The 14,132-nt window shown below is 71.7% G+C and carries 13 protein-coding genes; 4 read left to right on the top strand and 9 right to left on the bottom strand.

Translation table 11 applies throughout. From position 1 onward, the window contains the following. Nucleotides 1-25: 25 nt before the first annotated feature. The 5 genes from ABD241_RS16100 to ABD241_RS16080 all read right to left on the bottom strand — a co-directional run bounded on the left by ABD241_RS16100 (nt 26) and on the right by ABD241_RS16080 (nt 6,212). On the bottom strand, nt 26-445 hold the full coding sequence (locus tag ABD241_RS16100) for a hypothetical protein (protein ID WP_344064842.1): 420 nt from the start codon (nt 443-445) through the stop codon (nt 26-28). A gap of 101 nt (nt 446-546) precedes the next feature. Continuing rightward, nucleotides 547-1,116 (bottom strand): DUF2247 family protein, encoded by a 570-nt coding sequence (locus ABD241_RS16095; protein ID WP_344064839.1) that lies wholly within the window; start codon nt 1,114-1,116, stop codon nt 547-549. Next, entirely contained in the window at nt 1,113-3,926 is a 2,814-nt protein-coding gene (locus ABD241_RS16090; protein WP_344064836.1) for a hypothetical protein, read from the bottom strand. The genes ABD241_RS16095 and ABD241_RS16090 overlap by 4 nt, the downstream gene beginning before the upstream one ends. Beyond that, a complete protein-coding gene (locus ABD241_RS16085; RefSeq protein ID WP_344064833.1) occupies nt 3,923-4,273 on the bottom strand; it encodes a hypothetical protein in 351 nt (116 codons plus the stop codon). Before ABD241_RS16085 ends, ABD241_RS16090 begins: the two co-directional genes overlap by 4 nt. Nucleotides 4,274-4,409: 136 nt before the next feature. Continuing rightward, nucleotides 4,410-6,212, bottom strand: a complete 1,803-nt coding sequence (locus ABD241_RS16080; RefSeq protein ID WP_425580800.1) for a glycoside hydrolase family 13 protein — start codon at nt 6,210-6,212, stop codon at nt 4,410-4,412. Nucleotides 6,213-6,338: 126 nt separating this feature from the next. Between ABD241_RS16080 and ABD241_RS16075 the strand changes: the two genes are divergently transcribed. Then, nucleotides 6,339-6,746 carry an NUDIX hydrolase gene (locus ABD241_RS16075; RefSeq protein ID WP_344064831.1) on the top strand — a complete coding sequence of 136 codons (408 nt, stop codon included), beginning with the start codon at nt 6,339-6,341 and terminating at the stop codon, nt 6,744-6,746. 53 nt (nt 6,747-6,799) lie between these two features. On the opposite strand, the gene ABD241_RS16070 is transcribed toward ABD241_RS16075, so the two are convergent. The 4 genes from ABD241_RS16070 to pepN form a co-directional block, all read right to left on the bottom strand. Beyond that, a complete protein-coding gene (locus ABD241_RS16070; RefSeq protein WP_344064828.1) occupies nt 6,800-7,453 on the bottom strand; it encodes a hypothetical protein in 654 nt (217 codons plus the stop codon). Nucleotides 7,454-7,535: 82 nt separating this feature from the next. Then, complete coding sequence (locus tag ABD241_RS16065; protein WP_344064825.1) at nt 7,536-7,922, bottom strand: globin; 387 nt, start codon at nt 7,920-7,922, stop codon at nt 7,536-7,538. Nucleotides 7,923-7,956: 34 nt separating this feature from the next. Beyond that, nucleotides 7,957-8,880, bottom strand: a complete 924-nt coding sequence (locus ABD241_RS16060) for a mechanosensitive ion channel family protein (protein WP_344064822.1) — start codon at nt 8,878-8,880, stop codon at nt 7,957-7,959. 208 nt (nt 8,881-9,088) lie between these two features. Further along, on the bottom strand, nt 9,089-11,662 hold the full coding sequence (pepN, locus tag ABD241_RS16055) for an aminopeptidase N (RefSeq protein ID WP_344064819.1): 2,574 nt from the start codon (nt 11,660-11,662) through the stop codon (nt 9,089-9,091). A 150-nt stretch (nt 11,663-11,812) separates the two neighbouring features. Here pepN and ABD241_RS16050 point away from each other — a divergent pair, with 150 nt between their 5' ends. From ABD241_RS16050 to ABD241_RS16040, 3 genes are read left to right on the top strand one after another with little or no spacing between them, the layout of a single operon-like run. Continuing rightward, nucleotides 11,813-12,448 carry a mycothiol-dependent nitroreductase Rv2466c family protein gene (locus ABD241_RS16050; protein WP_344064816.1) on the top strand — a complete coding sequence of 212 codons (636 nt, stop codon included), beginning with the start codon at nt 11,813-11,815 and terminating at the stop codon, nt 12,446-12,448. A gap of 29 nt (nt 12,449-12,477) precedes the next feature. Continuing rightward, nucleotides 12,478-12,963 (top strand): ribose-5-phosphate isomerase, encoded by a 486-nt coding sequence (locus ABD241_RS16045; protein ID WP_344064813.1) that lies wholly within the window; start codon nt 12,478-12,480, stop codon nt 12,961-12,963. A gap of 46 nt (nt 12,964-13,009) precedes the next feature. Beyond that, entirely contained in the window at nt 13,010-14,125 is a 1,116-nt protein-coding gene (locus ABD241_RS16040; RefSeq protein ID WP_344064809.1) for a PP2C family protein-serine/threonine phosphatase, read from the top strand. Nucleotides 14,126-14,132: the final 7 nt, after the last annotated feature.

Below are 14,132 nucleotides of genomic sequence, written 5' to 3'. Positions count from 1 at the left end.
CGGGCGAGCGTCATCAGGCCGGCCCTCAGGTCGGGCCCGGGCTGCTGTCCGGACGCTGCGCCTGCGCCAAGGAGCCCTGCGCCAGGCGCCGTCGCCAGGAGTCGTCCTCACCTTCGCGAGCCATGACCCCGGCAATGACGCGGAAGCCGTCCTGAGTGGGGGCGAGGGCTGCCACCTGGAATGGCCACAGCTCGGGATCCGACGCCGCGCGCCACTCCTGGTCGATGCGAGCGATGGCTTCGTCACGTGTGCAGTCCCACTCCTGGAAGGCCCCGTCCGTCACGTCGCCGGCAGCCACCAGACCGTCGGCGATGAGCGCTCCGACCACCTTCATCGTGGCCGCATGGAGTTCCGGGGGCTGTGCGCCGGTGAGATCGCGGACCGTCGACCGGACATATCCCAGATCGATCCAGTCATAGATCGTGGAGACGAGCAGCTCTTCCACGATGGAACGCTTGGGCTCTGTGGGCGTCACTGGATGTGGGACCTCGCTCCGTGAACTGCCTCGTACGCGACGCGATTGCGGCCCCACCGGTTCACGGCCGATCAAGGCTGATCGCTGCAGCCACCAGCGGTGCGCGAATCAGTGGGCGGCCTTCGGGGCCGAGTCCGACTCGCGCGCTGCGAGTAGTCGCGCGAGCGACTGTCGAGATAGGCCCGCAACCGCTCCTCGATCGCCTCAGGACCGCTGCTCTTCCCGGCAGGCGCCGGCAGGAAGGGCACGAAGGGTTCCATCTCTTGCGGGTAGTCGAAGCCCGCGTACACCTTTTCGAGATCGCCCATGGGATCTGCCGAGATCTCGCGATGCTCGTAGACCCACTGAAGCACCAGGAACAGCCAGACGCGACGCTCCTCCGCACGGGTCCTGTTCGTATCGGCCTCGACCTCTGCCACGAGTGCCGGCACCCGATCGAGGTCGTCACTGAGGAGCAGGGCCAGCTCCTCGACGGCGGCCACCTGGCAGTTGCCCGCAGCAAAGACACGCTCGGCGAGCTTGACGACTGTCCACTCGTCGAGGTACCCCAGGCGGTACCCGGCAGCGAGTTCCGCAGGTAGGAGGTGGACATGGCTGTCGACGAACGAGAAGGGCAGCGGGCGGATGGATTCGCTGTTCATGGCTTGATGGGCACCCCTGTGATCTTCCCGTTGCGTACGAACAGCTGATGTGTGATCCGATCGCCTTCGAGGATCCACTCGAACCGGCCCTCCACGCCGTTCACGCTACCCGGCATCTGGACAAGGGTGCGTTCAACACCGTCGCCGCCCACCAGAGGGAAGACCCTTCCCCTCTCGGGGACATCTTCGAGAACCCATGAGCCGGAGCGGTGCAACACGTCGGCCTTGAGGGCGGCTCCTGTGGGCGTGCTCCTACGAAGACGTTCTGCCGCCTGCCCCGGCGTCAGGCTCGTGCCGGGTGAGGGATCAGGGACAGGGGAGTGAGCCTTGATCACGTGCGAGGGGTACGGTGCGCCGGCACGGTCCTTGAGGCCGTCCATCCGGGACTCGGCCACGGACTGGATCCTCTCGTCGCGCAGCGCCATGACGGCCGCCTCGACCTCGTCGTGGCGCGCCGTGCGCAGCTGTTCCGCAGAAGGAAGGGCGGGCCCACGCCGGGCGCCGGCGGCCAGAGATGAACGCACGTCGGTGCTGCCCCCGGTGAGGGCGGTGAGGCGCGCCGCCAGCTCGGCCCGACGAGAGTCGTCGCGCTCCGTCTGGGCCAGCTCCACGTCGGAACGGACCATCGCGATCACGAGGTCGTCGGCCGCGGTACGCGTCGTGCCCCCGTCGACGTACGTCTTGACCGTCGAGGCGAGCCCCGTCAGGTTGCCGCTGCGGATCTCTGCGACGACGTGACCCGCTTCCGCGAGCGACTGCAGGGCGGAGCGGTTGAGGCCGTCCTGGCGCCTCGCCAACGCGACCAGCTCGGCCGAGGCCGCCTGGTCGAAGAACCCGATGCGCACCACGCCGGGCTCCGCATCGTGACCCGCGTGCACCGACTCTCGCGTCGCACGGAGCTCGGTCTCGACGAGGCGGTTGTAGGCAGCGCCGGGATCCTTGGCGTGCAGGCCCATGCCGGTGTCGGCGGCCAGCGTCCCGACGACCGCGTTCAGCTCCGGAGCATCGAGCCACGGCTGCATCCCGCGGGAGGTCGCGGCGGCGTACGACGGCTCGTCGGCGGGCACCGGATGACTCTGTGCCAGAGCCCGGTCCACGTTCTCGCGCATGGCGGTGAGCCAGTCGGCGACGTGTCCCTCGAGGGGAGCGGTGGCGCGCGAGTAGATCTGCGTGGTCGACGCCTCGCGCATGGCGTGGCCGCTGGTGCGCGACACCTCGAGCATGACCCGGGCGCGGCTCTCCGCCGCACCACCGGACGCATCGCTCGACACGCTCTGCAGGAGGCGACGAAGGTCGGTGTCGGTCGCGAGCCGCAGGTCGGGGTGGCTCTCGACCCCACTGGCCTCCAGCGTGACCCACCGACGGACGAGGTGCTCGCCGACAGTCAGGCGGTCGCCGCGGGAGTTCGCGAGCGCCTCTCCCGCGACCGCGGAGTCCGGTAGCGGCTCGGCGAGCAGCGCTGCCTGCTCGGCCGGGTCGTCGCCGACCTGGTCGAGGAGGACATGGAGGGCATCGCCGGTGCGCGAGGCGTCGTCGAACCACGAGGCAAAGGCGTCGTCGCCGCCGGCAGGCAGCGTCGTGCCGTGCCGCAGCCGCGCATCTGCATCGCGGGTCTCGGCGACCTCGGCCGCCGCCGCTGCGGCGGCGGCTCGTCTCGCGAGTCGCGGCGGCAGCCGCCGACCGTCGCCGGCCGCACGAGCGCCTGACAGGAGCTGGCCGAGCAGCCATGCGCCGGTGGCGCGAGCCTCCTCGGGTCCACCGTGGACGCGTCCCAGGCCGGCGACCAGGTCGTCCGCCAGCAGGGCGGCGCCGGAGGCGAGCTGCTCGCGGGTGCGCGGGTCGGTTTCGGCTTGCGTGGAGTGGCTCGTCGCGGTGAGGAGCAGCGAGCCGAACCCACCGAGCAGGTCGCGCACGGTGTCGACGTGTGCGCCGGATCCACGGCGGGCCACGCCGGCGGCCATGAGGACCGATACGAGCCCGTCGGCGCCCAGCTCCGAGAGCAACGTCTGCGCGTAGACCGGGTCCTGGGCCCCCGCGCGGACCCGTGCCGCCAGCTGAGTGACCGCAGCGTCGTCCAGCGACGGGTCGGGTGCCGCGCTCGCAGCGATCACACGCCGGACGAGGACGCCGTCCGAGAGGGCGGCGTCACGGGAGGCTCGCGCCGCGACCGCCCCCTCGGCGAACCACAGTCCACCCGCCACCACCGAGCGCACTCTCGCGCCGGTGGGGGAGGCCGCGGACGGGAAGACCACGTCGGTCACGCCGGCGACCAGCTGCGCGCAGCGGCGCCCCGATCCGCGCAGCTCGGCCAGCACCTGCTCGTAGCTCCGGCTGAGCCGGGCGCGACCCAGCGCCTGCTCCGCCCGGGCGCGCTCGATCCCGTGCGCGGCCAGCACCCCGGAGGGGTCGGGCAGGGTGGCAAGGCGCAGGCACGCCAGCGCCCGCTCGGCGTCGAGGCCGTCCCACTGGCGCTGCAGGGAGCGCACTCGCGTGACGGCGAGCTCCAGGGCGGCGGCATACGTCCTCAGCGAGCGAGCGGTGGGGGACAGCCCTTCCACGACCCGACGGGACCGCCGACCGAGCTCGTCCGCCTCGTCGCGTGCCGCCGTGGCGGCCGCTCCGGACCAGACGGCGTCGAGACGGGGCGCGAGAGTCCCGCGCACCGTCGTCGTCGCACCAGCGCAGGCTGCCGCCCGCTCCAGGGAGCCGGCCGCGAGGCGCAGGGCCTGTGGGTCCCCCGACGGCAGCGGCAGCGCCACCTCCCCGGGAATGGCCGCTGCCGAGTGCCCGCCCGGCTCCGCCCGACTCATCGGGCACCGGGCAGGACCGGCGGCGACCCGGCCGACCCGACAGGTGCCACCTGGGCGAGCCCGGCGGTGACGAGGAGCTCGACGGAGCGGGTCTCGGCCGTCGACCGGTCGAGGCGGTCCCCCAGGGCGCCGACCGCGTCGGCGACGGCATCAAGAGCATGTGCGTGCACGAGGCGGAAGCGCTCCAGGGCCGTGCGGATGACCGCGCCCTCGCACCCCACCGCTGCCATGGCAGCCGCCGTCGCGGAGGCCACGGCCGACGCGCACTGCCGCAGCTCATCCGGGTCGTGAGCCAGCGCGAGACGCTCGCGCGACACCCCCTCGGTGTCGATCGAGTAGCGCGTCATGCCTCGACGGTAGGAAAGCAGGCCGGAAGGGAGCGCCCGTCATCCACAGGCCCTTCCGGGCGCCGTATGCCGTGAGGCCCCCGTCCCGAGGGACAGGGGCCTCACGTGCGCTGCGGTTCAGGACCGCCCGCGAGGGTCAGGACCAGCGGGCCCAGACGGTCGTGTCCGTGGGCACGAGGCCGTCCTCGAGCGGGCCCGAGGACACGATGACCTCTGCACCCTCGGGCAGGGCCACCGCCTCGGGGCCGAGGTTCGCCACGACGAGCACCCGGTCGCGGGACGGGGCGCCGTTGGTCAGCGCGACCACGTCGGCGCCATAGCCCTCGACCCACGTGAGCGAGCCGGTCCCGAGGGAGAGCTCGCGGCGCGCGGCGAGGAGCGAGCGGTAGAGCTCGAGCGTCGAGCCGGCGACGCCCTCCTGCCGGTCGACGGCGTACTCGGCGTAGACGGCCGGCTGCGGCAGCCACGTGCTCGCGCTCGGGCCGAAGCCGAGCGACGGGCCGTCGGCCGACCACGGGATCGGCACGCGGCACCCGTCGCGGCCGGTCTCCGCGCCGTCGGTCCGCGCGAACGTCGGGTCCTGGCGGTACTCCGCCGGCATGTCGGTCGAGTCCGGCAGCCCGAGCTCCTCGCCCTGGTAGATGTAGGCGCCGCCCGGGAGGGCCAGCATGAGGGCGGTGGCGGCGCGGGCCCGGCGCAGGCCCAGCGCACGGTCGGGCTGCGGGTCGGTCGCCGAGATGCCGTTCATGCGCGGGGTGCCCGGAGCGAAGCCCAGACGCGATGCGTGGCGGACGACGTCGTGGTTGGACAGCACCCACGTCGAGGGCGCCCCGACCGAGTCGGCAGCGTGCAGCGACGAGGTGATGACGGCCCGCAGGTCCTCGGCGACCCACGAGGACGTGAGGAAGTCGAAGTTGAACGCCTGGTGCATCTCGTCCGCTCGGACGTACTGGACGGCGCGCTCCTGGGGCTCGACCCACGCCTCGGCGCAGAGGATGCGGTCCGGGGTGCCGTAGGACTCGAGGATCTTGCGCCACGCACGGTAGATCTCGTGCACGCCGTCCTGGTCCCACATGGGGCTGCGCTTGGTGTGGTCGATGCGAGGGGAGTCCTCGGCCAGGCCGTGGTGCGGGTGGTCCTCGTCCTCGTGCTCGGCGTGGCCGAGCATGACGGTCCGCTCCTCCTCGGTGTCGGGCAGGCCCTGCTCCTTGATCAGGCCGTGCGCGACGTCGACGCGGAAGCCGTCGACGCCCCGGTCGAGCCAGAAGCGCAGGATCGACTCGAACTCGGCGCGCACCTCGGGGTGCTCCCAGTTGAAGTCGGGCTGCTTGGGGTCGAAGAGGTGCAGGTACCACTGCCCGGGCTTGCCGTCGGCCTCGGTGACCCGCGTCCACGCGGCGCCGCCGAAGACGGACTGCCAGTTGTTCGGCGGCAGCTCACCGGCCTCGCCGCGCCCCTCGCGGAACATGTAGCGCTCGCGCTCGGCACTGCCCGGTCCCGCTGCGAGCGCGGCCTGGAACCACGTGTGCTCGTCGGAGGAGTGGTTGGGCACCATGTCGACGATGACCTTGAGGCCCAGCTCGTGGGCCCGGGCGATCATGGCGTCGGCGTCGGCGAGCGAGCCGAAGATGGGGTCGATGTCGCGGTAGTCGGCGACGTCGTAGCCGGCGTCGGCCTGCGGCGAGGTGTAGAAGGGCGAGAGCCAGATGGCGTCGACGCCCAGCGCCCGGAGGTGGGGCAGCCGGGAGGTGATGCCGGGAAGGTCACCGATGCCGTCGCCGTCACCGTCGGCCCACGAGCGCGGGTAGATCTGGTAGATGACGGCCTGGCGCCACCACGCGGCGTCGGGGCTGTCGGCGGCGTGCACGGGGGTCGCTTCCTCGCGGATCTGCGTGGCCTGCGCCGGGTGGTTCAAGGTCTGGGTTGCTGATGGCGTCACGAGCCACCATCGTTCCTCATCGAGTCGAAAACTCAAAGCAAGTTCTGCAACTTCTTGCAGCGCGTGCCGCAGGGGCGGCTCGGGGGGCCTGGGGGCACGCCTCGTGCCTGGCGCTACGGTGCGGGCATGACGACGTTCGTGACGGCCGCCTACTGCCTCCTGCGTGACGGGCAGCTGCTGACGGTCCGCAAGGCGGGCTCGCACCGCTTCATGCTGCCGGGCGGCAAGATCGACCCCGGGGAGACGGCCCAGGAGGCCGCCGTCCGCGAGGTCATGGAGGAGGTGGGCGTCGACGTCTCCGGGGCCGGCGAACCACTCGGTCGCTTCCTGGACGTGGCCGCCAACGAGGAGGGCGCCTGGGTGGACGCCATGGTCTACGTCGCCCACCTGGCCGACGACGACGCGCCGGCGCCCCTCGCCGAGATCGCGGAGCAGCGCTGGCTCCGCATCGAGGGTGAGCTGCCCGACGACCTCGCGCCGCTGCTGACGAACCACGTGGTGCCGCACCTGCGGGAGCTCCTGGCCCGCCGCTGAGCGACCGGACGGTCTGCTCCCGCGGCGTCAGCCGGTGGGCTGCGGCGCCCGCGTCAGTGATCGCCTCGCATCCCGATGACGCCCGCCTTGGCGGCCTTCTTCACCGCGTCGGCCTCGGCCTGGGTGAGCGTGCCGTCCTTGACGGCCTGGGCGAGCCGGTCGTCCAGCGCTTTCTGCCGGTCGGCCTCGCGCTCGGCCTGGACCGCGGCGAGCGCGGCCTTCACCTTGGCAACGTCGATGCCCAGCTTGGCCGCGAGTCTGGTCGCCACCTCGTCCTGCAGGGCCGCCCGGTCCGGCCTGGCGCCCGTGCCCTTGGCGGCGTGGCCGGACCGCAGGTCGTCGCGCACCGCCTTGAGCGCGTCCGCGAGCTTCGCCTGGTCGACGCCGAGCTTCGTGGCCAGGGCCGAGAGGTCGTCGTGCATGCCCGCCAGGCCGCGGCCGCCGTGGCGCCCGCCGGGCCCCCAGCCCTGCCCGGGTCCTCCGGGTGTGGTGGTCGACGTGGACGTCGGTGTCTGGGTCGTGCTGCCGGCGTCGTCCGCGCGGGCGACCTGGGACACGCCGAGTCCGATGACGGCAGCCGCCGCGCCGGCGGCAGCCACGGCGACCACCTTCTTGTTGGCCGAGAGCATGCGGGTCCTCCCTGTCGAGTCGTCGGGACGCCCGTCGTCGGGCGGCTGTGCCGCCGTCACCGACTCGGACGACACCATCAGGCAACACCACGGCGCCGGGCCACCGGCCGTGAACCACCTGTGAGTTGCTGTGAGAAACGTCCGCTGGCGGCCTGTTCGCTCAGAAGGTGCCGTCCGGGCCGGGCGCGTTGACGAGGGAGTATGCCGCCCGCGTGAGGTAGTCGCGCAGCCGGTCGTCGTCCTCGGGGGAGAGCCCGAGGGTGTCGACGGCGTTCATCATGTGCAGGATCCAGCGGTCGCGCATGTCCGGGGTGACCTGGAAGGGCATGTGACGCATCCGCAGGCGGGGATGTCCGCGCTGCTCCGAGTAGGTGGTCGGCCCGCCCCAGTACTGCTCGAGGAACATGCGCAGACGCTCCTGGGCCGGCCCGAGGTCCTCCTCCGGGTACAGCGCACGCAGCGGTTCGTCCTCGGCGACGCCGCGGTAGAACTCGGCGACCAGCTTCGTGAAGGTCTCGCGGCCGCCGAAGTCGTCGTAGTAGGTCACCGGCTCAGTCTCCCAGAGCGCGCAGAGGCGCTCGTCACACCGGTGCCCCGCCGTACGGCGGCATCACGGGCAGCGGGCTGCGCACGCCGGCCCGGTCGAGACCGACCTTGACCCGCTCGCGCATCTCGCGCTGGACGCCGAACTGCTCGTTGGCCACGGTCTTGGCGGTGATCCGGATCGTGATGGCGCCGTTGGCGATCGACTCGATCCCGGCGACGGTCGGCTCCTCGAGCAGGACGTCCTTGTACGCCTCGTCGTCGTCCATCGCGCTGACGACCTCCCGGATCACCGAGATCGCCTTCTCGACGTCCTGGTCGTAGGCGATGGGGATGTCCACGAGTGCCGTGGACCAGCCCTGCGTCTTGTTGCCGATCCGGACGATCTCGCCGTTGCGGACGTACCACGTCATGCCGGTGCCGTCGCGCAGCTGGGTCACCCGCAGCGAGACGTTCTCGACGGTGCCGACGACCTCGCCGGTGTCGATGACGTCCCCGACGCCGTACTGGTCCTCGACGATCATGAAGACCCCGGAGAGGAAGTCCTTGACCAGGCTCTGGGCGCCGAAGGCCAGGGCGACGCCGCCGACGCCGGCAGAGGTGAGGATGGGGGTCAGCGGGATGCCGACCAGCGACATCACGGTCAGGGCGGTGACGCCGAAGACGATGAAGGTCGTGATGCTCTTCAGCAGTGCGCCCATGGTCTGGGTGCGCTGGACGTGACGGGCGGTGGCCGCGCCCACCGAGGTGGGGGCGCGCCGGCCGTTGGAGAGGAGGCCCGCGAGACGCTCGGCCCGCTTCGAGGCGGCGGTCGCGACGACGCGGTTGATGAGCCGGTGCAGCGCCCAGAGTGCGACGAAGCCGATGACGATCGTGATCAGCACGAGCAGCGGGGTGCCCACGAGCCAGTCACCGACCCCGCTCCACGTGAGCTGGCGCAGCTCGGACATGGAGACGTTCACGGGCAGATCCGGTGTGGGGGACGGGCTCGGAGGCGGTGTGGGGCTCGTCGAGGCCGGGGACAGGAGGGCAGTCAGGTTCGTCAGGATGTGGCTCACAGCTATCGGGGTGTGGTCGGTTCTTCGGTCAGGCGGCGAACGGGCCCCCACGGTGCTCGGGGGCGTTGGTGCGGGCTGGTGGGGGCGGCGCCGGTGCGCCGCCCCCACCGGGTCAGCCGCGGCGGTCGCGCTCCTGGGCGACGAGCGCACGGGCGATCGTGTCGCGGTTCTCGGCCACCGTGCGAACGAGCCCGGGGGCCGCGTCGGCGTGCTCGGCGAGCCAGGCGTCCGAGGCGTCCTTGAGCTCCTGGCTGGCGAGCGCGAAGGGGTAGAAGCCGCCCACGACGCGTTCGCCGATGGCGACGCTGCGCTCGGCCCACGCGACGACGAGCATAGCGTGGTACTTCTCGACGTACGGCTCGAGCAGCGACAGGTCGGTGCTCCGGCGGAAGCCCGCGCTGACCGCCTCGACCATCTGGTTGGACAGGTCGTTGCGCTCGACGGCCTTGGCCCACGCGTCGGCCTTCGCCGCGGCCGTGGGGCGCGCCGCGAGGGCCTCGGCGGCCCGCTCCTTGCCCGTGGCGGTCGGGTCGCGGTCGAGCTCGCCCTCGATCTCGAGCTCGTCGGCCGCCCCGAGCGCGGCGAGCGCCTTGGTGAAGGTCCAGCGCAGCTCGGTGTCGACGGTCAGCCCGGGAAGGGACTCGTCACCGGCGAGGAGTGCGCGCAGGCGCGCCTCGTCGGCCGGGTCGGCCGTCGTGCCCGCCCAGGCCTCGACGAGCTGGAACTGCGCGTCGCTGCCGGCCTCGGCCGACTCGGCGAGCGAGCGCAGCGACGAGGCGAGCAGGGACGAGACCTCGGCGCGGTGCTCGGGCGCGGTGTAGAGACGTGCGGCCGTCGAGGCCTGGCCCAGCAGGACCCGCAGGAGGGTGGAGTCCGTCTCACCGGGCAGGGACTCGAGGACGAAGCGGACGAAGTCGCGGGCCGGCATCTCGCCGTCGCGCGTCATGTCCCACGTCGCGCCGAGCACGAGCGAGCGCGGCAGGGACTCCTGGAAGCCCCGGGGCAGCGCCAGCGCGGTCGCCAGCGAGCGCTCGTCGAGGCGGATCTTGCCGTACGCGAGGTCGTCGTCGTTGAGCAGGAGCAGGTCGGGCTGCTCCTGACCGACGAGCTCGCCGATCTCGGTGCGCTCACCGGCGATGTCGACCTCGTCGTAGCCGATGCGCTCGAGCACGTCGCCGCCCTCGCCGGCGCGGACGGCATACCGCCCGATGCCGATGCGGTGGGGACGCAGCGTCGGGTGCTCCGCCGTCGCCGTCTGGGTGATCGCGAAGGCGCTGTAGCGGCCCTCGCCGTCGACCTCGAAGACGGGGCGCAGCGTGTTGACGCCGGCCGTCTCGAGCCAGAGCTTGCTCCACTCGGTCAGCTCGCGGCCCGAGGCCTTCTCGAGCTCGCCGAGCAGGTCGGCCAGGGTCGTGTTGCCCCACGCGTGCTTCTTGAAGTACTCGCGCAGCGCGGCCACGAAGGGCTCACGACCGACGTACGCGACGAGCTGCTTGAGCACGGACGCGCCCTTGGCGTACGTGATGCCGTCGAAGTTGACCTCGACGTCCTCGAGGTGGCGCATGTCGGCGGCGATCGGGTGCGTCGAGGAGAGCTGGTCCTGGGTGTAGGCCCACGCCTTCTCCGCGGTCCCGAACGTGGTCCACGCGCTCGTCCACTCGGTGGCCTCGGCCTGGCAGGTCGTCGAGGCCCACTCGGCGAACGACTCGTTGAGCCACAGGTCGTCCCACCACTTCATCGTCACGAGGTTGCCGAACCACATGTGGGCCAGCTCGTGGAGGATCGTCAGGGCGCGACGCTCGATCTTGGCCTCGGAGACCTTGGAGCGGAAGACGTAGACCTCGACGAAGGTCACCGCGCCGGCGTTCTCCATCGCGCCCATGTTGTACTCGGGCGTGAAGATCTGGTCGTATTTCTCGAACGGGTAGGGCTGGTCGAACTCCGCCTCGAAGAACGCGAAGCCCTTCTTCGTGCAGTCGAAGATGTTGTCGGCGTCGAGGTACTGCGTCAGCGACTTGCGGCAGAAGACGCCGAGCGGCACGACGCCGCCGCGGGTCTGCACCTCGTCGCGGACCTCGTCGTAGGGACCGGCGATCAGGGCCGTGATGTAGGACGAGATGCGCTTGGTGGGCTCGAACGTCCACGTGGCGCGCTCGATGCCGTCCGCCACGCCCGCCGCCTCCGGGGTCGGCGTGGGGGAGTTGCTGATGACCTTCCAGTGCGCGGGCGCCGTCACGGTGAAGCGGAAGGAGGCCTTGAGGTCGGGCTGCTCGAACACGGCATACATCCGCCGGGAGTCCGGGACCTCGAACTGCGTGTAGAGGTAGACCTCGTTGTCGACCGGGTCGACGAAGCGGTGCAGGCCCTCGCCCGTGTTGGTGTAGCGGCCGGTGGCGTCGACGGTCAGCTCGTTCTCGGCCGCGAGGCCGGGCAGGGTGATGCGGGAGTCCGCGAACACCTCGGCCGGGTCGAGGTCGGTGCCGTTGAGCGTGACCCGCTCGACGGAGTCCGCGATGAGGTCGATGAAGGTGTCGGCGCCCTCCTCGGAGCAGGTGAACCGCACCGTGGTGACCGTGTGGAAGTTCTCCGGACCCGTCGTCAGGTCGAGGCGGACGTCGTAGGAGTCGACGCGCAGGATGCTGGCGCGGGCCGCCGCCTCGTCGCGGGTCAGGTTCTTGCCGGGCACGTAGAGACCTCCTGGGAAGGGTGCTGTGGGCGCGACGCAGCATCGGTCGGACGGCGTCGTCGCGGGCCATCCTCGCACGGAAGGCCGGACGGTCCACCACCGGATTTGCCCCGTCTTCGGCCGTCCGGCGACAGTGCCATGATGGGCGGCATGGCCGATGCGAACGACACCCCGAAGACCAGCCGCGACGCCGTCGAGATGTGGTTCGACCCGATGTGCCCCTGGGCGTGGATGACCTCGCGCTGGCTCATGGAGGTCGAGAAGCTGCGCGACATCGAGGTGACGTGGTCGGTCATGAGCCTCGCGGTGCTCAACGAGCACCGCCACGACCTCGACGCCGCCTACCGGGCCCGGATGGACGAGGCCTGGGGGCCCGTACGCGTGATCATCGCCGCCGCCGAGGCGCACGGTCCCGCCGTGGTCAAGCCGCTCTACGACGCCATGGGCACCCGCATCCACCTGCGCCGGATCAACGACTTCGACCAGGTCATCCGTGAGTCGCTCGAGGAGGTCGGCCTGCCCGGGGCGCTCGCCAAGGAGGCCCACCACAAGAAGTTCGACCCGGCCCTGCACCGGAGCCACAAGCGTGGGATCAGCCTCGTGGGCACCGACGTCGGCACCCCGATCATCGCGGTCAACGGTGTCGCGTTCTTCGGTCCGGTGGTGACGCCGGCGCCGAAGGGGGAGGATGCAGCGCGACTCTGGGACGGTTGTGTGCTCGTGGCCGGGACGCCCGGCTTCTTCGAGCTCAAGCGCAGCCGCACCGAGGGCCCCATCTTCGACTGACCCACCCCACTACCCGAGCAAGGACGGACATGCGCATCCACATCGGCGGCGACCACGCGGCCTACGACCTCCACCAGAGTCTCCTCACCCACCTGCGCGAGGCCGGGCACGAGGTCGTCGACCACGGCCCGCACGGCTACGACGCGCAGGACGACTACCCCGTCTACGTGCTGCGCGCGGCCGAGGCCGTCGCTGCCGACGAGGGCTCCCTCGGTGTCGTCCTGGGCGGCTCCGGCAACGGGGAGCAGATCGCCGCCAACAAGGTGACCGGCATCCGGGCGGCACTCGCCTACAGCGCGGAGCTCGCGAGCCTGGCGCGTGAGCACAACAACGCGCAGGTCGTCTCGATCGGAGCGCGGTTCACGACGGACGAGGTCGCCAAGCAGATCGTCGACACGTTCGTGGCCACCCCTTTCACCGAGGAGCCGCGACACGCCCGCCGTCTGGGTATGGTCACCGCGTACGAGAGCACAGGGGAGCTTCCGGACATCCCGGGTGCCGACGACGTGCACTGAGCCGTCCGCCCCTCTCCCCCTGTTCCTACCGCCGCAAGGGAGGCCTGTGGCCCTGAACGAGAGCATCGTCTCTCGCCGTTCACGCTACGCTCCCGGGCCGATCCGCCGGCTCAGACGACTGGGGCCGTGGCTCATCCGCGCACCCTGGGCCATGGTCGGCGGCTTCCTGGTGCTCGTCGCGCTGGCCACCGCGGCCATCGTCGCCTGGCCGAACGCCGTCCCGTGGGGTGTGTACGGCCTCATCGTGGTCACGGCGGGGCTCTTCCTCGAGCCACGCTTCCTCCTCGTCGTCTACGTGGGGCTCTTCCTCGCCCTTGCCGTCACCGGCGCAGCCCTGGGTGAGGGCAAGGTCGCCACCACGGGGGCGCAGGTAGTCACGGTGCTGATGATGCTGCTGATGATCTGGCTCTCCCACGCTCGGGCGCAGGTCGGGGTGGTCGGAGTCAGCGGCGAGTCGATGCTCGTCGACATGCGCGACCGGCTCCGCGCCCAGGGCGAGCTGCCGCCGCTGCCGCCGTCGTGGCAGGCCGAGGTGGCCCTCGAGTCCGCGTACGGCGACGGCTTCGCGGGTGACTTCGTCGTCGCCAGCCGGTCCACCGACGGCCGCACGCTCGAGATAGCACTGGTCGACGTGTCGGGGAAGGGCCGCGACGCCGGCACCCGCTCCCTGCTGCTCTCGGGCGCGCTCGGCGGCCTGCTCGGGGAGATGAGCGAGGACAGCTTCCTGCAGTCGGCCAACAACCACCTGCTGCGCCTGCGCTGGCACGAGGGTTTCGCGACGGCGGTGCACGTCGCGCTCGACCTCGAGAGTGGGAACTTCACCATCGGCTACGCCGGCCATCCGGCGGCGGCCCAGTTCGCCGCGGGTTCGGGTCGCTGGCGGATGCTCTCGGGTGGCCGGGGGCCGCTGCTCGGTGTGATCGACCACGCCGTCTACCCCCGCGAGCTGGGCACCCTGCGCCGCGGCGACGCCCTCGTGCTCTACAGCGACGGCGTCATCGAGTCGCCCGACAAGACGCTCGGCGACGGCATCGACCGCATGCTCGGACGCGCCGAGTCGTTCGTGCGCACCGGCTTCGAGGGGCTCGCCCAGCGCCTGTGCGACCAGGCGGCCGCGGGCCTGGGCGACGACCGTGCCGTCGTGACCATCTGGCGCACCTGAGCCGTCT

The organism is Terrabacter lapilli (assembly GCF_039531305.1).
Classification (GTDB): Bacteria; Actinomycetota; Actinomycetes; order Actinomycetales; family Dermatophilaceae; genus Terrabacter; species Terrabacter lapilli.
This window is presented reverse-complemented; position numbering and strand designations above follow the sequence as displayed.